The sequence below is a fragment of the Photorhabdus luminescens subsp. luminescens genome (assembly GCF_001083805.1).
Classification (GTDB): Bacteria; Pseudomonadota; Gammaproteobacteria; order Enterobacterales; family Enterobacteriaceae; genus Photorhabdus; species Photorhabdus luminescens.
Genome location: NZ_JXSK01000004.1, coordinates 291,753 through 315,708, shown reverse-complemented (window position 1 = coordinate 315,708; position 23,956 = coordinate 291,753). Strand labels below are relative to the sequence as shown.

Here is a 23,956-nt window from a genome sequence, read left to right as displayed (position 1 = left end):
GAATCATTTTACAGTGAGCATGAAACACAATCTTGTACTTCCGTGCCTTCCAGAGCAGTTTGTTTCAGACGGATGTAATAAAGGGTTTTAATTCCTTTACGCCAGGCATAAATTTGTGCTTTGTTAATATCACGGGTAGTGGCATCGTCTTTGAAGAAGAGTGTCAGTGATAATCCTTGGTCAACGTGTTGAGTGGCTGTAGCATAGGTATCAATAATCTTTTCCGGTCCTATTTCGTAAGCATCTTGGTAATATTCAAGATTATTATTGGTCATAAATGGCGCCGGGTAATATACTCGTCCTGTTTTACCATCTTTACGGATCTCAATACGGGATACAATCGGGTGAATGCTTGAGGTTGAATGGTTGATATATGAAATAGAACCTGTAGGAGCAATAGCTTGAAGATTTTGATTGTAAATACCGTGAGTCATAATTGAGGTTTTTAATTCAAGCCAGTCTTGTTGATTAGGGATGATTATTCCTGCTTGTTCAAACAATTGAGAGACTTTTTTTGTCTGAGGCTGCCATGCTCTTTCTATATATTTATTAAAAAACTCACCACTGGCATAACGAGAATCTTTAAAACCTTTAAAGTAGCTATTGCGTTCAATGGCGATCTGATTAGAAGTACGCAGAGCATGATAAGTGATGGTGTAGAAATAGATATTGGTGAAATCTATTCCTTCTTCAGAACCATAAGGAATTTTTTCTCTTGCCAGGTAGCCGTGAAGATTCATTTGCCCTAAACCAATGGCATGAGAATCCTGATTTCCTTTTTCGATAGAAGGAACTGAACGGATATGGCTCATATCTGATACTGCGGTTAAAGCACGGACAGCGGTTTCAATAGAGAGGGCAAAATTTGGTGAATCCATTGCATGAGCAATATTCATTGAGCCCAGATTACAACTAATATCTTTCCCAATATGGCGGTAACTTAAATCATCTTCATATTCGCTGGCACTGTTAACCTGTAAAATTTCGGAACATAAATTACTCATATTGATCCGACCTTTAATTGGGTTAGCATTATTCACTGTGTCTTCATATATAATATAGGGATAACCAGACTCGAATTGGATCTCAGCTAACGTCATGAAAAATTCACGGGCATTGATTTTTGATTTCCGAATTTGTTGGTTATTCACCATTTCAGCATATTTTTCTGTCATGCTAATTTCGGACATTGGCACACCATAAACCCGTTGAATATCATAAGGTGAGAATAGATACATATCTTCATTATGCTTAGCCAGCTTAAAGGTGATATCAGGAATCACGACGCCAATAGAGAGTGTTTTTATACGGATTTTTTCGTCGGCATTTTCCCGTTTTGTATCTAGAAAACGAAGAATATCGGGGTGATGAGCATGGAGATAAACCGCTCCTGCGCCTTGGCGTGCACCGAGTTGATTGGCGTATGAAAATGCATCTTCCAGCATTTTCATTACTGGGATAACGCCTGATGATTGATTTTCAATCATTTTTATTGGCGCACCTGTTTCTCGCAGATTACTGAGTAAGCATGAGACTCCACCGCCACGTTTTGAAAGCTGTAATGCCGAATTAACTGAACGTCCGATGGACTCCATATTGTCTTCAATGCGCAGCAGGAAACAGGAAACCAATTCTCCTCGCTGTTTCTTACCGCAATTAAGGAAAGTTGGCGTTGCTGGTTGAAAACGGCCACTGATCATCTCGTCCACCAGACGACAAGCCAGCATTTGATCGCCTTGGGCTAGGGTCAGTGCTACCATGCATATACGATCTTCATAGCGTTCCAGATAACGCTTATTATCGAAGGTTTTCAGAGTATAACTGGTGTAATATTTGAATGCGCCCAGAAAGGTTTGAAAGCGGAATTTTTTGCTATAGGCTTGCTGAAAGAGCTTTTTAATAAAAGTAAAATCGTATTGCTCCAGCACATTTGTTTCGTAATATCCCTGTTGTTGGAGGAAATCCAGCTTCTCTTTTAGGCTATGGAAAAATAGTGTGTTTGGATTTACATGCTGGCGAAAATAGTCATGAATAGCCAGTTTGTCTTTATCAAATTGGATCTTTCCTTCGCTATCGTACAGATTAAGCAGAGCATTTAAAGCATGATAATCCTGTTGTGCATTAATTTGAAAAGTCATAATTACGTATTCTCTAATGAATCATATTGCCAGAATCTTTGAATACCTTGGCGTACCTGTTGTACATCTTCTTCAGTACCCAGCAGTTCAAAACGGTATAGAAGGGGGATTCGACATTTCTCTGAGATTATCCGTCCAGCAATGCCGTAAGCTTCGCCAAAGTTGGTATTCCCGGCCGCGATGACTCCCCGGATTAATGCTCGGTTTTTGGCGATATTTAGAAACCGAATCACTTGTGGCGGAACCGCGCCTTTAGCATTGCCGCCACCATAACTGGGGGTCAGTAAAATGTAAGGAGAGGTTACGTTTAATGGGCTACCTGATTGATTTATCGGAATACGAAAGGCTGGTATCTCCAGTTTCTGAACAAATCTATGGCTATTACTGGACGAACTGGAGAAATAGATCAGCGGATTTATGTTCATAATAAACCTACAAATTCTCGGTTAATGCGTTGATTTTATCAGGACGAAATCCCGACCAATGCTGTGTGCCGGCAACAACCACAGGAACTTGTTGGTAGCCCATAGTACGGATAGTCGCTAAAGCCTGCGGGTTTTCAGTCAAATCGACAATCTGGTAAGGAATGTTTTTTCGGCTTAGCGCCTGATAGGTTGCGCTGCATTGTACACAGTCCGGTTTGCTATAAATGGTAATGCTCATTAACGACTCCTTTGTCAGTTTGTGGGCATGTAATGGCAAAATTTGGTTCATGAGTGATAATTTTACTAAAGGCCAGAACTTGAACTATACTATATATAGTGTAATTTTATTTCAACCATACTATATATGGTGTTAATTTTACACCGAGTGACTATCATTAAAATTACAATGTTGGTTATTCTCTGTTTGTTGGTAGGTTTTTCGCCTTCAGACAAGTTTAAGTTTTCTAGTCGGTGGTAAGGGAGCAACTGAATTCATCATTGCAATTTGTCGAAAAGACGATTTACTCTAATCCCTATAATGATTGATATTTTTTTCAATGGAGGTGGTTATGTATCATCACTATTTTGATACACCCAAAGGATTTCCTAAACCGTATATTCATATCACTGCGGATGATAAGGGGGTGACCAGTCTATATTTTGTTGATGAAAAAACAGCGCCTGAAGTAAAAAATGATATTACTAAGCAGTGCGTGAAAGAGTTACGGGGATATTTTGCGGGTAAGCGTACTGAGTTTTCTGTTCCACTCAATCCAGCAGGAACTGAATTCCAGCAGCGTGTATGGTTACAGCTATGTAAGATCCCATTTGGAGAAGTGTGGAGTTATAAGCAACTTTCATTAGCATTAGGTTCAGTTAATTATTGTCGCGCGGTAGGAATGGCTAATTCTCGGAATCCGATCTCATTAATTGTGCCTTGTCATCGAGTTATTGGACATGATGGTAAATTGGTAGGATATACCGGAGGCTTGAATATTAAAAGCTGGCTATTGGAACATGAAAAAACCTAGTCATTTGTTTATTGGGTAAATTGTGTGATAAAAGACCAGGGAGGGTTTAGATATTTATATATGTGTATTATTTAGTGGTAAAACTAAATTAAAGATAACATCTATCGTATTTTATTATGCTTTTCGTGATCTTGGTTGTAGACAATGAACCAACTTATTTGCTGTACTGTATGCGACACAGATTTTGTGTCTTAATTTTCACGTTGAAGGTAAGTTTGATGTCAAAAATTAAAGGTAACGTTAAGTGGTTTAATGAATCTAAAGGATTCGGGTTTATCACTCCAGAAGATGGTAGCAAAGACGTATTCGTGCATTTCTCTGCTATTCAGAGTAACGGATTTAAAACTTTGGCAGAAGGTCAAAAAGTAGAGTTTGAAATCACTGACGGCGCTAAAGGTCCATCTGCTGTAAACGTTGTCGCTATCTGATTTTAACTCCGTATTTCGAAAACCCGTTATTTCAACGGGTTTTTTTTGGCTTGTGTGATGTGTAGATAATTTTAATCTAAAGTTTATGCATCAATACAAAAGCTAACGTGGTCATTAATAATGATCCAAAAAGATTAAGCAAAACTGTTCCCAGTGCCCATCCTAGTTTTCCGTCCTGTAACAAATAAACAATTTCAACAGAAAATGTGGAAAAGGTTGTTAAGCCTCCGCAAAAACCGGTGGTCAACATCAATTTCCAGGCCGGATCAAGATGTGTAGATTTATTAAAATAGGCTAACCCTAGCCCGATAATTAATGCACCAATACAGTTAACGGTAAGGGTGCCAATCGCAATATTAGCAGAAATACTATTAAGGCGGAGGCTGATAAACCAGCGTAATACGCTGCCTAAGCCACCTCCGATAAATACAGCCAGAATAATATTAATCATAATATACCCGTCATCTTTCAAGCTGCCTCTTTGTTGGCTGCACTCGCTCACCCCGGTCACATAGTTTGCTATGCTCCCGGGGATTCGCTCCCTTGCCGTCGCGATGCAGCTTGAAATCCATAGGGTATAAGAAACTGGGTTATTTGACCTCTTCACCTCTGGCTTGCAAGTCAGCATGATAAGAAGAACGGACAAATGGACCGCAGGCGGCATGGGTGAACCCCATAGCTAACGCTTCTTCTTTCATTTCATCAAATTCCTGCGGGCTGACATAGCGTTGTACCGGTAAGTGATGACGACTAGGCTGTAGATATTGTCCCAGAGTCAGCATAGTTACACCGTGGCGGCGCAGGTCACGCATAACATCAAGAATTTCTTCGTTGGTTTCACCGAGGCCGACCATCAAACCTGATTTAGTTGGAATATTAGGATGGGCTTCTTTAAACTTTTCAAGTAATTTTAGTGACCATTCATAGTTTGCGCCAGGGCGTACTTGACGGTAAACCCGGAGTACGTTTTCCAGGTTATGGTTAAAGACATCGGGCGGTGTCGCTGTCAGTATTTCAAGTGCACGGTCCATACGCCCACGGAAGTCAGGCACTAAAGTTTCAATTTTGATAGATGGATTTTTTTCACGAATAGCAGAGATGCAATCAGCGAAGTGTTGAGCGCCGCCGTCACGTAGATCATCACGGTCAACGGAGGTGATGACAACGTAGCGCAGAGCCATGTCTTTAATGGTTTGCGCCAGTTTTACTGGTTCGTTGGTGTCAGGCGCCATTGGGCGGCCGTGTGCAACGTCACAGAAAGGACAACGGCGGGTGCAAATTGCGCCAAGGATCATAAAGGTTGCTGTACCGTGATTGAAACATTCGGCTAGGTTCGGGCAGGATGCTTCTTCACAAACGGAGTGCAGACCATTTTTGCGCATGGCGGATTTGATGCCTTGAATGCGGCTGGAATCCGCAGGAAGTTTGATTTTCATCCACTCAGGTTTACGCAAGATTTCTGTACGTTCGGTCATCACTGTTTTGACAGGGATCAGCGCCATTTTGTCTGCGTCGCGGTACTTAATGCCGCGTTCCATCTGAATTGGTTTACTCATAATCGTGCTGGTTCCAGTGTTAAATTCATCAGGTTGAGATTTATCATTCAATCTACTGTATGATAAGCCATTAAAAAATTTTTGAAGAATGTTAAAAAATTATAGCATCTTTAATTGTTCAGTTTAAATCCTAACTGCTGGCAAAATTTCTCCACCAAAATAGGTTGTACTTGCTCAACAGTAATTCCAGGAACTAAATCACTGAGTTGAATCATTTTCATGCCAGCATAGCCACAAGGGTTAATACGCAAAAAAGGTTCTAAATCCATTGCGATATTGAAGGCTAACCCGTGGAAAGAACAACCTTTGCGTATCCGTAATCCAAGGGAACAAATTTTGGCTTCATTGACATAGACACCAGGGGCATCCGGGCGGGCATGGGCTTTCACACCAAAGTGAGCAAGAGTTTTAATGACAGTATCCTCTATCGCCGTAACCAGTTGCCGTACACCAATTTTGGCACGTTTAATGTCAATCATGACATACATAACCTGCTGACCAGGGCCATGATAAGTGACTTGTCCACCACGATCGGATTGAATAATCGGAATATCACCAAGGGATAGCAAATGTTCAGCTTTACCTGCTTGTCCTTGAGTAAAGACTTTTGGATGCTGTACCAGCCAGATTTCATCAGATGTATTAGTATCTCGTTGCTCAGTAAACAAGTGCATTGCATCAGAAATCGGCTCGTAGGGTTGTATTCCTAATTGACGTAAGAAAATCGTTTTATGTTGCAATTGAAACTTCATTTGATAGCTATAAGATTTGGTCAGTATAACCCTCAGAAGAGGTTCTCACCAGTTTAGTGCGCCTGAAACGGTGGTATTTCTGATAGATAAAGAATCCCCTGTGGAATTATAGGGGATTTTTTTGGTTTCTATTACAACACGACCCGTACCAGTTCAAGGTTACCTAACTCTTCGTACAGCGTTTCTACCTGCTCAATATGAGTCGCATTGATGGTAATCGATACTGAGTGGTAGTTGCCTTTGCTGCTTGGTTTCACTTGTGGAGAGTAATCGCCCGGCGCATGGCGTTGAACTACCTCAACGACTTGATTGACTAACTCAGGCTCCGCCAAGCCCATCACTTTGTAAGTGAATGAACAAGGGAACTCAAGTAGTTCATTTAATTTCGTTTTCATGGGGCGCTCCTGTTTTTGCTTTCCGCGATATATACGGTCAGTTTCTTCTGTAAAATTTGATACTTTCCCCCGCCCTAAAACGTGGGGGCTTATTGCGATCGGGCGGTAGCCCGATTCGCTTTGGTGGGTTCTGTTTATCGATTAATTATCTCAAGAATCAGCCAAACCAATGATGAAATAGTAGCTTGATATAATCGATAAAGCGGCTGAAGATACCGCCTTCTTTTACTTCATTCATGACGACTAAAGGCCGCTGTTCAATAGTTTTGCCATCAAGCTGAAAGTTGATAGTACCTACGACTTGATTTTTCGCTAGTGGTGCATGTAATTCACTATTATTCATGACATAGCTGGCTTTCAGATCTTTCAGACGGCCACGGGGAATAGTCAGATAGACATCTTTATCAACACCTAACTGAACCCTATCGTTATCGCCAAACCAGACTGGTTCAGAAGCGAACTCTTTGTTTGCTTGCAGAGGAGCAACAGTTTCAAAGAAACGGAAACCCCAGGTCAGTAGTTTCTTACTTTCTGTTTCTCGGCCTTTATAAGTGTGGCCGCCTAATACCGCAGAAATCAGACGCATATCGCCTTCCGTTGCAGAAGCAACCAGATTATAGCCCGCGGCGTTAGTGTGACCAGTTTTGATACCATCGACATTTAGGCTTTTATCCCACAATAAACCGTTACGGTTTGTCTGGCGGATATTGTTGTAGGTAAACTCTTTTTCTTTATAGATGGAGTACTCTTCGGGAACATTACGAATCAGCGCTTGACCAATCAGCGCCATATCGCGGGCGGAGCTGTATTGGCCTTCTGCATCCAGACCATGAACGGTTTTGAAATTCGTATTCTTTAATCCAAGTGATTTTACATAACCATTCATTAAATTAACGAAAGACTCTTGGCTACCGGCAACATAATCTGCCATTGCAACACAGGCATCGTTACCGGATTGTAAGTTTATACCGCGGGATAACATAGAAACAGAGACCTGATCGCCTGGCTTGAGGAACATCAGGGAAGAGCCTTTAAATACTGGGTTACCTGTTGCCCATGCGTCAGTGCCAACAGTGACCATATCATTTGGATGGATTTTGCCTGATTTAATTGCTTGACCAATAACATAACTGGTCATCATTTTTGTCAGACTGGCAGGATCACGGTGTGCATCTGCATTCATCTCTGCTAGCACTTTGCCTGAATTATAGTCGATAAGGATATAAGCTTCCGCATCGATCTGAGGCACGCCTGGGATCATCGTTTTCAGGTTGACATCATTTCCATTGGCAAAGGCAGAAGCACTTATTGCCAGCGCAATACTCAAGGTAGCGCTTTTTATAAAACGAGAAGTGGTTGTATATTTCATGGTCGGTTGGACAGCATCCGTGAGAAAAGGTTGATATCGAGCCACATCATAGCAAATGAAAAAAATACTGACATTGCCAAATTTTGACAAGACTCAGGTTTACATTTTTTTACTCCTCTTACTGATATCTGAATCAAAGTGAGATATCAGTAAAGAACGATTAGGGACTGACGATAAAAGAAGATTGCTGTATCTGGTCAGCCAGTTTTTGTTGTAAATCGGCAGCTTGCTGGCGATTGTTGAATGGCCCCAACTGTACACGATAAACGTTACTATATTGAGTTATGCGTCCTTGAACATTAAAGCGTTGCTCCAGCGTTTGTTGCCACTCTTTTGCTCGTTGCTCACTGCTAACCGCGCCAACCTGCACCATAAAACCGTTTGCTAAGGTGGCTGTTGGCGCTGTTACTGTCGAAGTACTGTTTGTAACAGGTGTAGGGGTTGCAGTTTCATTGCGGGTAATTGCTCAGTAGTTTCCGGTTGTGCCATCCATGATTGAGTCTGTTCCACCGGCTGATTTGTTAAAGGCTGGCTGCCAGTTTGATCGGGGACGTTCTCCATTGTTGGTGTTCCTAGTGGGCTGGTTGTCAGCGTTGGTCTACCCGGTAGAGCGTAACTCTGTTTAACTATCTGGCTGCCAATGGTACCGGGACCAGATATAGAACCGTCCTGGGCCACCTCAATAAAATCAACCTTAACTTTGGTACTTTGAGTCAGGTTTAAGCGTTCAGCAGAAGCCTTCGAGAGATCGATAATTCGCCCTGGTTTATAAGGACCACGATCATTGACTCTAACAATCATCATGCGGCCATTGCTCAAGTTGGTCACACGGACGTAACTTGGAATTGGCAGGGTAGGATGGGCGGCTGTCAGCGCATAAGGATTAAAACGCTCGCCAATTGCGGTCATTTTGCCGCTAGATTCTTCACTGTACCAACTCGCATAGCCTGTTTCACTGAACTGAGACGGATCTTGCACAATGTGATAAGTATGTCCGTTCACCTGATAATCATTATTGGCGCTAGGATGATAAGGCTCGTAGCGAGGTTCTGCTCCCAGAACATCCTGTGTTGGTACTGCTGGTAACGGGGCAGGTCTTTGTTTGTCAGGAGTAGTACAGCCGGATAGCAGGGCTGCAATCATGCCAAGTATAAGCCAGTGTTGACGCATTGAAACCTCTTCTCTATAAACTTTTAGACAACAATTTTCGGTGTGTGTGAATCGACATGATAATGCCGAAACCAGCCATTAAGACGATTAATGCTGAGCCGCCATAACTGACAAATGGCAAAGGAACGCCTACTACAGGCAGGATACCACTCACCATGCCGATATTGACGAAGATATAAACAAACAAGATTAACACTAGACCGCCGACGATAACCCGGCCAAAAGTGTTCTGTGCCCTAGTTGCGATGACCAGTCCACGCATAATTAATAACATATATAATGCTAATAACAGTAATACGCCAATTAAACCAAGTTCTTCCGACAGTACGGCAAATATGAAATCTGTATGACGTTCTGGCAGGAATTCTAATTGAGATTGTGTTCCTAGTAGCCAACCTTTACCTGATAAACCACCGGAGCCAATCGCGATTTTTGATTGAATAATATGGTAACCCTTACCTAGTGGATCGCTTTCTGGATCAAGTAGCATCATGACGCGATCGCGCTGATAGCCATGCATCAGGAAGAACCATAAAATAGGGATAAAACAGGCTAACAGTAGCGCTGCGATACCGATCAACCGCCAACTCATGCCAGAAAGGAACAGGACGAATAGGCCAGAAGCCGCGATCAGAATTGAAGTCCCCAAGTCTGGTTGAGCGGCGACCAGTAAAGTCGGCAGAAAAATGAGCATCAGAGCGATAGTGGTATTTTTCAGCGATGGGGGGCATAAATCGCGGTTCATAAAGCGTGCGATCATCAGTGGTACTGCGATCTTGGCAATCTCAGAAGGTTGGAAGCGGATGATGCCTAAATCCAGCCAGCGTTGCGCACCTTTACTTATTTGCCCGAAAGCATCGACAAAAATCAGTAAAATGACACAAACAATATAGAGATGGGGCGCCCAGCTTTCATAAACTCTTGGTGGAATTTGCGCCATGATGAGCATGACAACCAGTCCGGCGCCAATTTGGCCAATTTTGCGCTCCATCATACCCATATCTTGACCGCTGGCGCTCCACATCACAAAAGCGCTGTATATCAGCAATGCCAAAATGCACAGTAGTAACGGTAGGTCAATATGTAATCTGGTCCAGAGAGGAACCCTTTTTTGGTTTTCTGTCATGATGTTAATCAGTCACTTTCTGTTCCGGAAGGTGTAGGGACAGTATTTGGCAATGTTGTGTTGTTATCCCCTAATAGTACATGGTCGAGGATTTGGCGAACAAGAGTTCCCACTGTTGGACCTGCGCCGCCATTCTCTAAAATAATGGAAAGGGCTACTGTCGGATTTTCATAAGGCGCGAAAGCAATCATCAGTTTGTGATCCCGTAAATGTTCAGCAATTTTACTGGCATTGTAGGTTTCATAACTGTAGACCTGTGCTGTTCCCGATTTGGCCGCTGCTTTGTAAGGTGCGCCGATAAAACTCTTGTGGCCGGTACCGTTTGGCAGGTTAGCAACACCGTACATACCGCTTTTTGCCAATTCCCAGTATCCTGAATGGATATCGCCAATCTGAATATTTTCTGTTTGTTGATAAGGGATCATCTCACCTTTCAGTTTCTTGCTTAGCAGCAGATGTGGGGTTTTGACATTACCGTCGTTAATTAAGGTTATCAGCGCTTTCACCATTTGAATAGGGGTTGCTGTCCAATATCCTTGGCCGATGCCGACAGGAATGGTATCTCCTTGGTACCAAGGTTTTTTATATTTTCTTTGTTTCCATTCACGAGTAGGCATGATACCGGTGCGTTCTTCGGCTAGGTCGATACCAGTGTTTTCGCCATAGCCAAACTTGGTCATCCATTCAGATAGACGATCAATGCCCATATCATAGGCAACTTGATAGAAGAAAGTGTCCGCTGATTCTACAATGGCTTTATGTGCATTGAGACTACCATGCCCCCAACGTTTCCAGTCACGGTAGCGTTTTTCTGAACCCGGTAATTGCCACCAACCCGGATCAAAAATGGTGGTATTTTTATTGATAACGCCTGTGCTTAGTGCTGCAACGGTAATAAAAGGTTTCACTGTTGAAGCTGGAGGGTAGATCCCTTGAGTAGCACGATTAATAAGCGGCCTGTCAGGATTGTTTAATAGTTCTTGGTAGTTTTTATTTGAGATACCGTTTACGAATAGGTTTGGATCATAGCTTGGGTTAGATACCAGCGCCAGAATTTCCCCATTACGTGGATCACTGACAACGACCGCAGCACGGCTGGTTGTGAGGAGTTTCTCAATGTAGATCTGCAATTCGAGATCGATAGTGAGGTAAATATCTTGTCCAGCCTGTGGCGGTTGTTCATGTAATTGGCGTATCACGCGGCCTCGGTTATTCACTTCGACTTCTTCATAACCTGTTTTGCCATGTAAAACAGCTTCATAGTAGCGTTCAATACCCAGTTTGCCGATGTCATGGGTAGCGGCGTAATTAGGTAAAATACCTTCTTTATCCAATCGTTCTACATCTTTATCATTGATTTTAGCAACATAGCCGATGATATGTGTCAGTGCTGAGCCATAAGGATAGAAGCGGCGTTGGTAGCCTTTTATTTCAAAACCAGGGAAACGATATTGGTTAACGGCAAAACGTGCGACTTGAATATGATCAAGTGAAGTTTTCAATGGAATAGAAGTGAAGCGGCGCGAGCGCTTACGCTCTTTTTCAAAGTTGGCAATGTCTTCGTCAGTCAGATCGATAACATTACGTAAATCATTCAGCGTTTGCTCAAGATGTTCTACCTTTTCGGGGATGATTTCCAACTGGTAGATGGTTCGATTAAGCGCCAATGGTGTACCGTTACGGTCATAGATGATACCGCGGCTTGGCGCAATTGGAACCAGTTTAATACGGTTTTCGTTTGAACGGGTTTGATAGTCTTCGTGGCGAGTAATTTGTAAATGGTAAAGATTAGCTATCAGGATACCAGTCAGTACTAGGATGATAATAAACGCCACCAATGCGCGGCGAGCAAATAGGGCTGATTCAGCCGTATAATCACGAAAAGGAGTACGTTTATTTTTCATCCCATTGCCAGAATTCGCTTTTATCCGTTGATAACCAAATTATTCCCGATGATAGGGATGATTGGTGGTAATACTCCATGCCCGGTACAGGCTTTCCGCAACCAAAACCCGGACCAGAGGGTGAGGTAAAGTCAGCGGTGACAGTGACCAGCTTTGTTCTGCGACAGCTTTGCATGCTGGAGCGAGGCCTTCTGGCCCGCCTATTAATAAACTGACATCTCTACCATCTTGTTTCCAATGTTCAAGCTGTTGGGCTAGTTGAGGTGTTTCCCAACGGGAACCCGGAATGTCCAGGGTAACAATACGGTTGCCTTTACCAATAGCGGCCAGCATCTGTTCGCCTTCTTTTTCCAGAATGCGCTTAATATCTGCATTTTTGCCCCGTCTGCCAGCCGGAATTTCTACCAGATCAAATGGCATGTCTTTGGGGAAACGGCGCAAATAATCTGTAAAGCCGGCTTGTATCCAGTCCGGCATTTTTGTACCTACAGCAATTAATTGCAGCTTCAAACTCAGCTCCAGAGCTTTTCAAGTTCATACATGCGGCGGCTCTCTTCTTGCATGACATGTACGATAACTTCACCGAGGTCTACGACAATCCAGTCAGATACACCCTGTCCTTCAACGCCAAGTGGGATCAGGCCGCTCGCACGACAGTCATCAACCAGATTATCTGCGACAGACATCAGGTGACGGTTGGAGGTTCCGGTGCAGATAATCATGCAATCGGTAATACTGGATTTCCCTTGAACATCAAGGGAAACGATATCCTGTGCTTTGGAGTTTTCAAGCTTATCAATAACAAACTGTTGGAGTTCTTTACCTTGCAAAAGGCTCATCCTTATTTTTTATCACAATTGATTAAATAGTGCGGAATAATAGCATGTCAGGTCACTTAAGGGTAAGCCAACTAAGCGACTAATCGAGGCAGATTTCGCTATTGGCGATATAACCCCTGTGAATCTATATACTTTTGTACGGAAGGGGGAAGTAAATCGTCACAGCTTAACCCTTGCTGGCGGCGTTGACGGATCTCTGTTGCTGAGATAGGCAGCAGAGGTGTATCTGCCAGATAGATATAACCGTTAGGTTGATTACCGAGCTGGTTTGGAGCGCAGACTCGATGTTCTGTAAGCCATTGCTGCATTTCAGTTGTGGAAAACTGGGTTTGATAACCAGGACGAGCACAGACCAGCAAGTGGCAGAGACTCAGCAGTTCTTGCCAACGATGCCAAGTGTGCAGTGATAATAAAGCATCTTGGCCGATTATAAATGCCAGTGGTTGCTCGTGACCAAGTTCCTGACGGAATGACTCTAGCGTATCAATTGTGTAGGAGGGGGTAGTGCGCTCCAGTTCACGCTTATCGACGGTAAACAGAGGGTTATCCTGTACTGCCAGTTGTACCATTTCAAGCCGCTGTTGTGCAGTGGCTTCCGGTTGTGGGCGGTGTGGGGGAACGTGATTTGGTAGTAAAATCACCTGTTTCAGGCTAGTTTGATATGCAAGGGTTTCAACTGGTTGCAAGTGCCCGTAGTGGATGGGATCGAATGTTCCACCAAATAATGCTTGAATAACGGGTTGCTTCGGGCAAGTAGAATTAGTGGTATGAGGCATTAAGAAAGCTCTCAGGTAAGGTTTTTCCGCATAACAGCATGGAAAGCGTTTCTAAATCTGACCAAATAGACTGGCCGTAATCCTGTTTAATCTGGCGTTCCATCTGTACAAGTAAATGAATCGCTCGCTGCAAATCATGTTGAGTTAGACGTTGCAGTGCGCTTGCCAGTAATGGGCGACGGTTTTGCCATACCCGATGCTGATCTAACAGTGTTTTCATCGGGGTTGTGGTACTTTGACGTTTCAGTGTGAGGAGCAGCAGCAATTCACGCTGTACGGTACGTAATAGAATGACAGCTTCGCAATCTTCCTGTTTTAACTGTTTCAGAATATGCCAGGCTCGTTTTGCTTTACCCGATAATAGCGAGTCTACCCAGTGATAAGGTGTAAAGTGAGCTGCGTCATTCACCGCATTTTCGACACGATGTAAGGTCAGTTTACCATCTGGGTATAATAGGGAGAGTCGCTCAAGCGCCTGAGCTAACGCCAGTAAATTTCCTTCATAACAGTAACACAGCAGTTGATTGGCCTGTTCTTCCAGCGTCAATTTCATGGCTTTGGCCCGTTGGGCAACCCACTGCGGCAGACGGTTCTGTTCTGGTGTCTGGCAACTGACATAAACGCCGTTTTTTCCTAACTCTTTGAACCAGTTACTGTTCTCCTGAGCTTTGGTCAATTTCAGACCACGTAGTGTTAGCAGTATATCTGGGTGAAGAAGCCCTGCCAGTTTTACCAGTTGTTCAGCCATTGCTGCGTTAGGGCCATTTTCCGGCAGGAGCAAAGTGAGTGTTTGACGGCTGGCAAACAGACTTAATGACTGACAAACACTGAATATTTCATCCCATTCGGTATGATTATCTAGTGTATAGCTGAAGTGTTCAGTGAAAGCGTGCTTTTCAGCAGCCTTGCGGATATGATCCTGGCTTTCCTGTAGTAGCAGGGGTTCATTACCCCATATCAGATAACAGTTTCGCAGCCCCTCATTGAGCTGCGAAATCAGTTGTTCGGGATAGAGTTTGATCATTGTGCTTGCGCAGCTTGCTGTTCCGCCTGTTTTTCTCTGGCTTTCTGCTTTTCTGCGCTATGAACGGTCAATAGCTGGCGAACTAACTGGCGAGCAGCTTGTTCACGCATTTCCTGATTGATAATCTCGTTTTCAGCATCTTTCGCCAGGGCTTCTAACGGGTTGTCGAAAAAAGAGCGGTCAATCCTGGATCGTAGCGGATATACGCTACCGTTTGGCATAATGACCTGAGCATCGACATACAGCGTCAATTGGCGTTCAGCAGCTTTACCATCTTGGAAAACAGAGACAGTATCTTTATTTTCAGAAGAGCCGATTAACTTCAAAATCGGAATATCAGCGCTACCATCCTCAAGGATAGTGACGTTATTCAGACGAAGCTGTTGGCGAACAGAACGGGCTAGTGGCCCATATGGGTCACCGCTTGTTAATTGTAGTTTTTTGAGTTCCGGCGGCACCTGAGTGGTGCCGCGCAGATGAAAACCGCAGCCAGCGGTGACCAACACCGCTAACCCCAGCAACAACGTTAATATACGATGTCGCACATTGCCTCCTTTATCAGCCGACGACCAGATTCAGCAGTTTGCCTGGTACATAAATGACTTTGCGAATAGTGACGTCTTCAAGGTATTTCGCCACACCATACTCTTTTGCTGCCATATCATGAACATATTCTTTAGTCGCATCGGCTGGCACAGTAACACGACCACGCACTTTACCGTTAACTTGAATGACGACTAACTTGGTATCGTCAACCATTGCCTGTTCATCAGCTTGTGGCCAATCAGCCGTATCAATGTCACCCTTACCGCCCAGAGCTTGCCACATAGTAAAACAAGCATGAGGAGTTATTGGTGACAACATACGAACAACCGCCAACAACGCTTCTTGCATCAGAGCGCGATCCTGCTCAGTTTCTTGTGGTACGCGGGTCAGTTTATTCATCAATTCCATTACGGCAGCGATAGCAGTATTGAATGCCTGGCGGCGACCAACATCATCTGTGACTTTAGCGATGGTTTTGTGTAGATCACGGAATAGATCTTTTTGTTCTACTGTCAGGTTTGCGACGTCCAGTGGTTGGGTTGCACCTTTGCTGCTGTGTTCATAAACCAAGCGCCACACACGTTTCAGGAAGCGGTTTGCCCCTTCAACACTGGATTCTTGCCATTCTAGCGTCAGTTCTGGTGGAGCAGCGAACATCATGAACAGGCGAACGGTATCAGCACCATATTTTTCTACCATCAATTGTGGGTCGATACCGTTGTTTTTGGATTTAGACATTTTGCTCATGCCGGTATAAACCAGCTCATGGCCTTCTTTATCCGTTGCTTTAATAATACGGCTTTTATCATCGCGCTCAACGATAGTATCAGCCGGGGAAACCCAGATTTTTTCACCATTTTTGCCGATGTAATAAAAAGCATCGGCTAGAACCATGCCCTGACATAACAGGCGTTTAGCAGGTTCATTGGAATTGACCAAGCCCGCATCACGCATCAGTTTGTGGAAGAAACGGAAATACATCAGATGCATGATGGCATGTTCGATACCACCGATGTATTGGTCAACTGGCAGCCAATAGTTAGCCGCTGCTGGATCGAGCAGGCCTTTGTCATAATCTGGGCAGGTGTAGCGAGCGTAGTACCAGGAAGATTCCATAAAGGTATCGAAGGTATCTGTTTCTCGTAGTGCTGGCTGGCCGTTGATAGTGGTTTTCGCCCACTCAGGATCAGCTTTAATTGGGCTGGTGATGCCATCCATTTTGACATCCTCCGGCAGAATAACAGGCAGTTGATCTGCTGGGACAGGAACAACTGTGCCATCTTCCAGTGTTGCCATTGGAATAGGAGCGCCCCAGTAACGTTGGCGGGAAACCCCCCAGTCACGCAGACGATAGTTGACTTTACGTTTACCTACGCCCATTTCCACCAGTTTATCCGCAATGGCATTAAAACCAGCTTCGTGATTCAGGCCGCTAAATTCACCGGAATTAAACAGAACATTCTTATCCGTTACCGGGGCTTCATGAACATTTGGTTCATTACCTTCACTGTCCAGAATAACGGCTTTCATTGGCAGGTTATATTTTGTCGCAAATTCCCAATCGCGTTGATCATGGCCGGGAACTGCCATGACAGCACCGGTGCCGTATTCCATCAGAACGAAGTTTGCAACCCAGATTGCCGCTTTCTCTTTGGTCAATGGATGAATAGCAAACATACCGGTTGCTATGCCTTTCTTCTCCATTGTTGCCATATCTGCTTCTGCAACTTTGGTATTACGGCACTCATCAATGAAAGCAACCAGTTCAGAGTTATTTTTTGCTGCTTGTTTTGCCAGAGGATGACCGGCGGCAACCGCAACATAAGTAGCGCCGAGGAAAGTATCAGGTCGAGTAGTATAGACGGTCAGCTTCTCCTGACTATCAACCACATCAAAAGTGATTTCTACTCCCTCGGAACGGCCAATCCAGTTGCGCTGCATGGTTTTGACCTGTTCTGGCCACTCTTCCAGTGTATCCAGATCATTTAACAACTCTTCGGCATAATCAGTGATCTTGATAAACCATTGCGGAATTGCTTTACGTTCAACTTTAGTGTCACAACGCCAACAACAGCCATCGACCACTTGTTCATTAGCCAGAACGGTCAGATCGTGAGGGCACCAGTTAACTGCGGAGGTCTTTTTATAAACCAGGCCCTTTTCATACAATTTGGTGAAGAACCACTGTTCCCAACGGTAATATTCTGGAGTACAGGTTGTGACTTCACGATCCCAATCGTAACCGAAGCCCAGTGTTTTCAATTGACCTTTCATATATTCGATGTTGGCATAGGTCCACGGAGCAGGCGCGGTATTGTTTTTGACTGCGGCCCCTTCCGCAGGCAGGCCAAACGCATCCCAACCGATGGGTTGCAGGACGTTTTTACCAAGCATACGTTGGTAGCGGGAGATAACATCGCCGATAGTGTAGTTGCGTACATGGCCCATGTGTAGTCGACCAGAAGGGTAAGGTAGCATGGACAGGCAGTAATATTTTTCTTTGCTGTTATCTTCTGTCACTTTAAAAGTTTGCTTCTCTTGCCAGTGAAGCTGAACTTGCGGCTCTATATCTTCTGGACGGTATTGTTCTTGCATGGCACCGATAATCCTATGGTGAGTAAAAAGCTACGCTTGTAGCAATCATTTAGTTGGTAAAATATGAGATCGGCATAGCATATCTGATTTGATATATAAGAAACAGGGGTTCTGAGGGAAAATCCGGTGGCGACGGGTGTCACCACCGGTGATGAAATGAGGCTAATGAAGAATTTTAGCTAAAAATTCTTTGGCGCGATCTGATTTTGGATTCGCAAAGAAATCTTCTTTCTTGCTATCTTCAACAATTTTGCCTTCGTCCATAAAGATAACTCGGTTGGCTACTTTACGGGCGAAGCCCATTTCGTGAGTAACAACCATCATGGTCATCCCTTCGTCTGCCAGTTTAACCATGACATCAAGCACTTCATTGATCATTTCAGGGTCGAGTGCGGAAGTGGGTTCGTCAAATAGCATGGCAATTGGGTCCATACAAAGAGCTCGGGCGATTGCTACACGTTGTTGCTGACCACCGGAAAGTTGAGACGGGAATTTATTCGCTTGACTGGCAAGCCCAACGCGTTCAAGTAATTTTAATCCTTTTTCTTCTGCCGCTTTTTTATCACGATTAAGTACTTTAATCTGCGCTAGAGTTAAATTCTCAATGATGGATAGATGGGGGAACAGTTCAAAATGCTGGAACACCATGCCGACTTTTGAACGTAGTTGCGCCAGATTGGTGTTTTTGTCATTAACTTTAATGTCATTAACCAGAATTTCACCCTGTTGGATGGATTCCAGACCATTAACCGTTTTTATCAGGGTGGATTTGCCTGAGCCAGATGGGCCACAGACCACAACGACTTCACCTTTTTTAACTTCAGTTGAGCAGTCGGAGAGAACCTGAAATTGGCCATACCACTTGGATACATTTTTCAGGGAGATCATCAAACAGTCCTTTTCTTCAAATAGTTAACCAGCATAGATGCGGCAATACTAATAATAAAATAAACCAAACCAGCAAATAGGATCATTTCGACCTGAGTGCCATCACGCTCACCGATATTTGCCGCAGTACGGAAAAAGTCCGCTAGACTGAGCACATACACCAATGAGGTGTCTTGAAACAGTACGATCCCCTGTGTCAGTAATAGCGGAGTCATCGCACGGAATGCCTGAGGCAGGATAACCAGTCTCATACTTTGCATTGGCGTCATACCCAATGCCAGTGCTGCCGAAGATTGCCCGCGGGAGATACTCTGAATTCCTGCCCGGATAATTTCTGAATAGTAAGCCGCTTCGAAAAAGGCGAATGCAACCATAGCTGAAATTAAACGAATATCTGTTTTCGGAGAAATCCCCAGAACATTCTGCACTAGGCTAGGCACAATCAGGTAGAACCATAACAGTACCATAACTAATGGTACAGAACGGAACAGATTGACATATAAAGTGGCAAACCAGCTCAGTACTTTTACCGAAGAGAGCCGCATAACGGCCAGCGCGGTTCCCCAGAGAATACCAACAACAACCGCAATAATAGTGATTTTTGCTGTAATGACTAAGCCTTGTAGCAGAAATGGGATACTGGGGACAATCGAACTCCAGTCAAACTCGTACATTTATTGACCTCCAATATTACCCGGTAAACGTACTTTTTTCTCAAGCAAGTGCATGGCAAGCATAATCACCAGATTGATTGCGATATAGGCCAGTGTAATGGCCGTAAATGTTTCATAAGCATGTGCTGAGTAATCAAGTAGCTTACCTGCCTGTGCTGCCATATCTACCAAGCCGATAGTGGAGGCGATGGCGGAGTTTTTTACCAGATTCATCATTTCTGACGTCATGGGTGGAATGATCACTCGATAGGCATTGGGTAATAGGACATAGCGATAGGTTTGTGGCAAGGTTAGCCCCATTGCCAGCCCGGCCGATTTTTGGCCGCGCGGTAGTGATTGTATGGCGGCGCGAACCTGCTCGCACACACGTGCAGCGGTGAAAAGACCTAAACAGACCGTGGATGAGAGAAAAAATTGGATATTAGGGTCCAGTTCGGTTTTAAACCATTGACTGGTTTTTTCTGGCAGTAATTCAGGTACAACCAGATACCAGATAAAAAATTGAACTATCAGTGGTATGTTACGAAAGAGCTCAACATAACAGGTACCTATCCCAGATAATATTTTATTGGGAACAGTGCGTAAAATGCCGAACAGCGAGCCGACAATAAAAGCGATAATCCAGGCGCAGATAGACAAGGCAATCGTCACCTGAAATCCAGCTATCAACCAGCCTAGATAAGTCGTATTGCCGAAAGGGGCAGCTTGCAAAAAGATACCCCAGTTCCAATCGATTGACATAATAATACTCCCTGTGAGGGTGTAACTTGATCCCCTGAAAGCGATTGATTGGCTGAGAAAAAAAAGCGAGGTAGGGAACGGCCACCTCGCACCCTGTGATGCCAATCAAATAGTCATTTTTTTAATTATATTTCTAGTCAAGCGCCTTATCATTTGGCGATTTAAATAGTGCTTTCATTTCATCAGACAAAGAGAAGTTCAAGTTCAGATTCTTGGGTGGAATCGGGTGTTTGAACCAGCGTTCAAATGATTTCTCTGCCTCTCCAGAGGTTTGCGCCTGAACAATGGTTTCATCAATCAGCTTCTTGAATTGAAGATCGTCTTTGCGTGAGATACAACCATAGGCTTCTCTAGACTGAGGCGTACCAACAATTTCCCATTGATCAGGTTTTTTCGCTTTGGCGCGTTCACCTGCTAGCAGAGCATCGTCCACCATAAAGGCGATGGCACGGCCGGATTCCAGAGTGCGGAATGAGTCACCATGATCTTTTGCACTGATGATACGCATTTTCATGTTTTTTTCATCATTGAGTTTATTCAGCAATATTTCAGAAGTGGTGCCTGCTGAGACAACGACATTTTTACCTGCTAAATCAGGGAAATCTTTTATACCGGAACCTTTTTTAGTCAGCAAACGTGTATTAACAATAAAGATAGAGTTTGAGAAAGTGACTTGTTTTTGGCGTTCAAGGTTGTTGGAAGTGGAACCGCATTCGAAATCATAAGTCCCATTTTGTAACAGTGGGATACGATTTTGCGAAGTGATGGGTATCAATTTTACTTGCAGATTTGGCATATCCAGTTTCTTCTTCACTGCTTCAACAATCAGATTAGAGTAATCCTGAGAGTAGCCGACGACTTTTTGATGATTATCGTAGTAAGCAAAAGGCACGGAAGATTCACGGTGCCCAACAATGATTACGCCATCATCTTTAATCTTTTTCAGTGTTCCCGTTAATTCATCGGCCTGAACAGCCCCTGCCATGCCAAGTAACATCATGGTTAATACTAGGTTACGCATACGCATATACAACTCCTTTAATGTGGCTATCGTTTGCGATGTTGTGTTTGCAAAAGTTTCTCTGTGATTTGTTTTTAATCGAGGATCATTTGCTGTCATGTGTATATATAATGTTAAAAAATAGTACAAAAGGGTTAGTCAATGAAAATGAATTGTTTCTATTTCGGGAGCTGTCTCGCACTATAAATGAACAATGTTGTTTATCTTGCACAATAAAGGTGCGTAATTATCATTTTTCTAGTGCGTTTTCCCATTTTTGGTTAGTGAAACAGCTATTTTCCTTTTCATTCATAGATATAGCAGCAATTAGCATGCCAAAATAATAAAGGGGGGTAAAATTAGTACTAATAAGTTGTTTAAGTAAGTTACTTGCATAACATCGAGTGATATCAGTTATTGAGGATTAGCAAGGTTAATTATCGTTAGTCATTAACCTTGCTGAATTTCTTAGGATAGGTCAGTGGTAGAGTTGGGCAGAGTATATTTCATACCAATCGCCAGACGATTCCACAGGTTAATAAGGCCGATTAACAACGTTAAATCGACAATCTCTTTTTCATCAAATTCTGCTAATAACGGGGTGTAATGTTCATCTTCTGCCCCAATTTCGGCAATTCGAGATAAAGCCTCTGTCCAGCCTAACGCCGCACGTTCCCGTGATGTAAAAATAGTTGCCTCTTTCCAGGCACTCAGGAGGTAGAGTTTTTGTTCGCTATTTCCGACTTTGCGGGCAGCTTTGGCATGCATATTAAGGCAAAAGGCACAGCCATTGATTTGGGAAACTCTGACTTTGATAAGTTCGATGAGTGCCTTACCGAGGGTGGATTGATAAGTTAATTCATCGACTTTTACGACAGCGTTATAAAGCTCTGGTGAAATTTCCGATGGTTGCAGACGTTTTGCTTGCATAACTTGTTACTCCTTTGTTTTTCTATCAATGGGATGGAAAATGGATTAAAAGTTAATCTGTTTTTGCGTGATGCAAGGGAGCCGTTTTTGCTCCCTTTTGACTATATAGATATCTGGTTCAAGATTTACGGCGGTTATATGTTAAGGCAAACAGGGCGAACAATACGGTAATTATCCATACCGGCCAGTTACCCCAGCGAGCATAGGGTGTTATCCCGGTTGCAGGTGTCACTTTAGCTGCCAGAACATTACGGGTAAATTGTGGGAGTTCGGCTTGCACTTCTCCGTCCGGGCTGATAACGGCTGTAATACCGTTATTGGTACTACGTAGTAATGGGCGTCCTAATTCGAGGGAACGCATGCGTGCCATTTGGAAATGTTGCCAGGGGCCGATTGAACTACCAAACCAAGCATCATTGGATACAGTGAGTAAGAATTCAGTATCCGGTTTGAAATTCGCGCGAACCTGTTCACCCAGTATAATTTCATAACAAATAGCGGTGGTCAGGTTATATCCTGCAACAGAAAGCTGTGGTTGAATGTAGTTGCCTCGGCTGAACGAAGACATAGGTAAGTTGAAGAATGGCGCCAGAGGGCGGAGTAGAGATTCCAGCGGAACAAATTCACCGAATGGTACCAGATGATATTTATCGTAGCGAATAGCTGCCGGATATTGATAAGGTTTTTTATCGCCAAGGACAATCACACTGTTATAGATCTTATCACTGTCGCCAACGGCTCTTTCATCGACAATACCGGTAATAAGGCTGGTATGTTGATTACGTAACAGCTCATCCAATTTTGTTAGAAAGTGGCGTTGATAATTTTCCAATGAAGGAATGGCGGACTCAGGCCAGATGATTATCGGTATTTTGCCGATGTATGGCAGGCTGTTGCCCATGTAGATGTCCATAGTTTTGCTGAGCATGTTAGGGTCCCATTTTAGGGACTGTGGAATATTTCCCTGAACTAGCGCGACATCAACTGTTTTTTCAGGCAGTAGGTTATACCACTGATAATGGCGTATTGACCACGGTAATAGCAGAATGGCGACAGCAATAATACCAGCGACTATTTTCCGATGTATAACAGCCAGAACGAATAACCCGCTAATAATCATTAACAGGAAAGTGATGGCCTCAACACCCAAAATTGGCGCAATGGCTTTCATTGGACCGTCTAATTGGCTGTAGCCGAATTGTAGCCAGGGAAAACCGGTCAGAACCCAGCCTCGCAGGAATTCGGTGAGTTGCCATAATGCAGGTGCTGCTACAGCCAGCCTCATCCCGTTCGTTTTTGCGAAGAAACGGTTGAGTAAGCCAGCGAATAAAGCAGGATAGAGCGAAAGATAGGCGGCAAGTAATATAACCAGCAGAATATTGACCGCGGTTGGCATGCCGCCGAAATTAGCAATACTGACATACACCCAGTTTGTACCACTGCCAAACAGACCGAATCCCCAACAAAAAGCAATAAATGCCGCTTGTCGGGGTGTTCTGTTTAAAGTCAGAAGTTGTAGTCCAAACAGGGAGATAATAGCGGCAGGCCAGAAGTCAAAAGGCGAAAAAGCCAGTGTTCCACTGGCTCCAAAAAATAGTGCCAGTAGGGCGCGCAGCCGCTGGCAATTTAATAATGAAGCTTTGTTCATT

The 23,956-nt window shown here is 43.8% G+C and carries 24 protein-coding genes and 1 pseudogene; 2 read left to right on the top strand and 23 right to left on the bottom strand.

Features of this window, described 5'->3' with window-relative positions:
* Positions 1 to 8 precede the first annotated feature (8 nt).
* The 3 genes from nrdE to nrdH are packed head-to-tail and all read right to left on the bottom strand — an operon-like array spanning position 9 to position 2,801.
* A complete protein-coding gene (nrdE, locus tag TI10_RS12375; RefSeq protein WP_074525017.1) occupies positions 9 to 2,138 on the bottom strand; it encodes a class 1b ribonucleoside-diphosphate reductase subunit alpha in 2,130 nt (709 codons plus the stop codon).
* A gap of 2 nt (positions 2,139 to 2,140) precedes the next feature.
* Entirely contained in the window at positions 2,141 to 2,557 is a 417-nt protein-coding gene (nrdI, locus tag TI10_RS12370) for a class Ib ribonucleoside-diphosphate reductase assembly flavoprotein NrdI (RefSeq protein WP_049583804.1), read from the bottom strand.
* Positions 2,558 to 2,570: 13 nt separating this feature from the next.
* Positions 2,571 to 2,801 (bottom strand): glutaredoxin-like protein NrdH, encoded by a 231-nt coding sequence (gene nrdH / locus TI10_RS12365; protein WP_049583641.1) that lies wholly within the window; start codon positions 2,799 to 2,801, stop codon positions 2,571 to 2,573.
* A 331-nt stretch (positions 2,802 to 3,132) separates the two neighbouring features.
* Here nrdH and TI10_RS12360 point away from each other — a divergent pair, with 331 nt between their 5' ends.
* Both TI10_RS12360 and cspE read left to right on the top strand, forming a co-directional pair.
* The gene (locus TI10_RS12360; RefSeq protein ID WP_011145612.1) at positions 3,133 to 3,594 is read left to right on the top strand and encodes a methylated-DNA--[protein]-cysteine S-methyltransferase; all 462 of its coding nucleotides are present in this window, start codon (positions 3,133 to 3,135) and stop codon (positions 3,592 to 3,594) included.
* A 218-nt stretch (positions 3,595 to 3,812) separates the two neighbouring features.
* The gene (gene cspE, locus TI10_RS12355) at positions 3,813 to 4,022 is read left to right on the top strand and encodes a transcription antiterminator/RNA stability regulator CspE (RefSeq protein ID WP_021323071.1); all 210 of its coding nucleotides are present in this window, start codon (positions 3,813 to 3,815) and stop codon (positions 4,020 to 4,022) included.
* 76 nt (positions 4,023 to 4,098) lie between these two features.
* On the opposite strand, the gene crcB is transcribed toward cspE, so the two are convergent.
* The 20 genes and pseudogenes from crcB to lnt all read right to left on the bottom strand — a co-directional run bounded on the left by crcB (position 4,099) and on the right by lnt (position 23,955).
* Entirely contained in the window at positions 4,099 to 4,473 is a 375-nt protein-coding gene (gene crcB / locus TI10_RS12350) for a fluoride efflux transporter CrcB (protein ID WP_049583803.1), read from the bottom strand.
* Between the two features lie 139 nt (positions 4,474 to 4,612).
* Positions 4,613 to 5,578 carry a lipoyl synthase gene (gene lipA / locus TI10_RS12345; protein WP_049583640.1) on the bottom strand — a complete coding sequence of 322 codons (966 nt, stop codon included), beginning with the start codon at positions 5,576 to 5,578 and terminating at the stop codon, positions 4,613 to 4,615.
* Positions 5,579 to 5,688: 110 nt separating this feature from the next.
* Positions 5,689 to 6,330 carry a lipoyl(octanoyl) transferase LipB gene (gene lipB / locus TI10_RS12340; RefSeq protein WP_049583639.1) on the bottom strand — a complete coding sequence of 214 codons (642 nt, stop codon included), beginning with the start codon at positions 6,328 to 6,330 and terminating at the stop codon, positions 5,689 to 5,691.
* A 131-nt stretch (positions 6,331 to 6,461) separates the two neighbouring features.
* Positions 6,462 to 6,725 (bottom strand): DUF493 family protein YbeD, encoded by a 264-nt coding sequence (gene ybeD / locus TI10_RS12335; protein ID WP_011145617.1) that lies wholly within the window; start codon positions 6,723 to 6,725, stop codon positions 6,462 to 6,464.
* A gap of 157 nt (positions 6,726 to 6,882) precedes the next feature.
* Positions 6,883 to 8,094 carry a D-alanyl-D-alanine carboxypeptidase DacA gene (gene dacA, locus TI10_RS12330; protein WP_049583802.1) on the bottom strand — a complete coding sequence of 404 codons (1,212 nt, stop codon included), beginning with the start codon at positions 8,092 to 8,094 and terminating at the stop codon, positions 6,883 to 6,885.
* A gap of 160 nt (positions 8,095 to 8,254) precedes the next feature.
* Positions 8,255 to 9,264 (bottom strand): annotated as a pseudogene (gene rlpA, locus TI10_RS12325) (endolytic peptidoglycan transglycosylase RlpA).
* Between the two features lie 13 nt (positions 9,265 to 9,277).
* Positions 9,278 to 10,390 carry a peptidoglycan glycosyltransferase MrdB gene (gene mrdB, locus TI10_RS12320; RefSeq protein ID WP_049583638.1) on the bottom strand — a complete coding sequence of 371 codons (1,113 nt, stop codon included), beginning with the start codon at positions 10,388 to 10,390 and terminating at the stop codon, positions 9,278 to 9,280.
* A gap of 8 nt (positions 10,391 to 10,398) precedes the next feature.
* A complete protein-coding gene (gene mrdA, locus TI10_RS12315) occupies positions 10,399 to 12,294 on the bottom strand; it encodes a peptidoglycan DD-transpeptidase MrdA (RefSeq protein WP_049583637.1) in 1,896 nt (631 codons plus the stop codon).
* Positions 12,295 to 12,333: 39 nt separating this feature from the next.
* On the bottom strand, positions 12,334 to 12,804 hold the full coding sequence (gene rlmH / locus TI10_RS12310; protein ID WP_049583636.1) for a 23S rRNA (pseudouridine(1915)-N(3))-methyltransferase RlmH: 471 nt from the start codon (positions 12,802 to 12,804) through the stop codon (positions 12,334 to 12,336).
* 2 nt (positions 12,805 to 12,806) lie between these two features.
* Positions 12,807 to 13,133 carry a ribosome silencing factor gene (gene rsfS, locus TI10_RS12305; RefSeq protein WP_074525019.1) on the bottom strand — a complete coding sequence of 109 codons (327 nt, stop codon included), beginning with the start codon at positions 13,131 to 13,133 and terminating at the stop codon, positions 12,807 to 12,809.
* A 98-nt stretch (positions 13,134 to 13,231) separates the two neighbouring features.
* Entirely contained in the window at positions 13,232 to 13,909 is a 678-nt protein-coding gene (gene nadD, locus TI10_RS12300) for a nicotinate-nucleotide adenylyltransferase (protein WP_049583635.1), read from the bottom strand.
* A complete protein-coding gene (gene holA, locus TI10_RS12295; RefSeq protein WP_049583634.1) occupies positions 13,893 to 14,933 on the bottom strand; it encodes a DNA polymerase III subunit delta in 1,041 nt (346 codons plus the stop codon). Before holA ends, nadD begins: the two co-directional genes overlap by 17 nt.
* Positions 14,930 to 15,478, bottom strand: coding sequence for an LPS assembly lipoprotein LptE (lptE, locus tag TI10_RS12290; RefSeq protein ID WP_049583633.1), 549 nt, complete (start codon positions 15,476 to 15,478; stop codon positions 14,930 to 14,932). The genes holA and lptE overlap by 4 nt, the downstream gene beginning before the upstream one ends.
* A 13-nt stretch (positions 15,479 to 15,491) precedes the next feature.
* Positions 15,492 to 18,074 (bottom strand): leucine--tRNA ligase, encoded by a 2,583-nt coding sequence (gene leuS, locus TI10_RS12285; RefSeq protein ID WP_049583631.1) that lies wholly within the window; start codon positions 18,072 to 18,074, stop codon positions 15,492 to 15,494.
* Positions 18,075 to 18,236: 162 nt separating this feature from the next.
* On the bottom strand, positions 18,237 to 18,962 hold the full coding sequence (locus TI10_RS12280) for an amino acid ABC transporter ATP-binding protein (protein ID WP_049583630.1): 726 nt from the start codon (positions 18,960 to 18,962) through the stop codon (positions 18,237 to 18,239).
* Complete coding sequence (gltK, locus tag TI10_RS12275) at positions 18,962 to 19,636, bottom strand: glutamate/aspartate ABC transporter permease GltK (protein ID WP_015835275.1); 675 nt, start codon at positions 19,634 to 19,636, stop codon at positions 18,962 to 18,964. The genes TI10_RS12280 and gltK overlap by 1 nt, the downstream gene beginning before the upstream one ends.
* Entirely contained in the window at positions 19,637 to 20,377 is a 741-nt protein-coding gene (locus TI10_RS12270; protein ID WP_049583628.1) for an amino acid ABC transporter permease, read from the bottom strand.
* Positions 20,378 to 20,510: 133 nt separating this feature from the next.
* Complete coding sequence (locus tag TI10_RS12265; RefSeq protein WP_049583626.1) at positions 20,511 to 21,404, bottom strand: amino acid ABC transporter substrate-binding protein; 894 nt, start codon at positions 21,402 to 21,404, stop codon at positions 20,511 to 20,513.
* Positions 21,405 to 21,845: 441 nt separating this feature from the next.
* Complete coding sequence (locus TI10_RS12260) at positions 21,846 to 22,307, bottom strand: carboxymuconolactone decarboxylase family protein (protein ID WP_049583625.1); 462 nt, start codon at positions 22,305 to 22,307, stop codon at positions 21,846 to 21,848.
* Positions 22,308 to 22,425: 118 nt separating this feature from the next.
* The gene (lnt, locus tag TI10_RS12255) at positions 22,426 to 23,955 is read right to left on the bottom strand and encodes an apolipoprotein N-acyltransferase (protein WP_049583624.1); all 1,530 of its coding nucleotides are present in this window, start codon (positions 23,953 to 23,955) and stop codon (positions 22,426 to 22,428) included.
* Position 23,956: the final 1 nt, after the last annotated feature.

Excerpts from the sequence above, each read along its gene's own strand:
- ybeD (WP_011145617.1), bottom strand. The coding sequence starts at position 6,725 with ATGAAAACGAAATTAAATGAACTACTTGAGTTCCCTTGTTCATTCACT.
- mrdB (WP_049583638.1), bottom strand. The coding sequence starts at position 10,390 with ATGACAGAAAACCAAAAAAGGGTTCCTCTCTGGACCAGATTACATATT.
- crcB (WP_049583803.1), bottom strand. The coding sequence starts at position 4,473 with ATGATTAATATTATTCTGGCTGTATTTATCGGAGGTGGCTTAGGCAGC.
- dacA (WP_049583802.1), bottom strand. The coding sequence starts at position 8,094 with ATGAAATATACAACCACTTCTCGTTTTATAAAAAGCGCTACCTTGAGT.
- gltK (WP_015835275.1), bottom strand. The coding sequence starts at position 19,636 with ATGTACGAGTTTGACTGGAGTTCGATTGTCCCCAGTATCCCATTTCTG.
- nrdH (WP_049583641.1), bottom strand. The coding sequence starts at position 2,801 with ATGAGCATTACCATTTATAGCAAACCGGACTGTGTACAATGCAGCGCA.
- nadD (WP_049583635.1), bottom strand. The coding sequence starts at position 13,909 with ATGCCTCATACCACTAATTCTACTTGCCCGAAGCAACCCGTTATTCAA.
- leuS (WP_049583631.1), bottom strand. The coding sequence starts at position 18,074 with ATGCAAGAACAATACCGTCCAGAAGATATAGAGCCGCAAGTTCAGCTT.
- lipB (WP_049583639.1), bottom strand. The coding sequence starts at position 6,330 with ATGAAGTTTCAATTGCAACATAAAACGATTTTCTTACGTCAATTAGGA.
- lipA (WP_049583640.1), bottom strand. The coding sequence starts at position 5,578 with ATGAGTAAACCAATTCAGATGGAACGCGGCATTAAGTACCGCGACGCA.
- rsfS (WP_074525019.1), bottom strand. The coding sequence starts at position 13,133 with ATGAGCCTTTTGCAAGGTAAAGAACTCCAACAGTTTGTTATTGATAAG.
- TI10_RS12270 (WP_049583628.1), bottom strand. The coding sequence starts at position 20,377 with ATGTCAATCGATTGGAACTGGGGTATCTTTTTGCAAGCTGCCCCTTTC.
- holA (WP_049583634.1), bottom strand. The coding sequence starts at position 14,933 with ATGATCAAACTCTATCCCGAACAACTGATTTCGCAGCTCAATGAGGGG.
- TI10_RS12360 (WP_011145612.1), top strand. The coding sequence starts at position 3,133 with ATGTATCATCACTATTTTGATACACCCAAAGGATTTCCTAAACCGTAT.
- nrdE (WP_074525017.1), bottom strand. The coding sequence starts at position 2,138 with ATGACTTTTCAAATTAATGCACAACAGGATTATCATGCTTTAAATGCT.
- TI10_RS12280 (WP_049583630.1), bottom strand. The coding sequence starts at position 18,962 with ATGATCTCCCTGAAAAATGTATCCAAGTGGTATGGCCAATTTCAGGTT.
- TI10_RS12260 (WP_049583625.1), bottom strand. The coding sequence starts at position 22,307 with ATGCAAGCAAAACGTCTGCAACCATCGGAAATTTCACCAGAGCTTTAT.
- TI10_RS12265 (WP_049583626.1), bottom strand. The coding sequence starts at position 21,404 with ATGCGTATGCGTAACCTAGTATTAACCATGATGTTACTTGGCATGGCA.
- lnt (WP_049583624.1), bottom strand. The coding sequence starts at position 23,955 with ATGAACAAAGCTTCATTATTAAATTGCCAGCGGCTGCGCGCCCTACTG.
- cspE (WP_021323071.1), top strand. The coding sequence starts at position 3,813 with ATGTCAAAAATTAAAGGTAACGTTAAGTGGTTTAATGAATCTAAAGGA.
- mrdA (WP_049583637.1), bottom strand. The coding sequence starts at position 12,294 with ATGAAAAATAAACGTACTCCTTTTCGTGATTATACGGCTGAATCAGCC.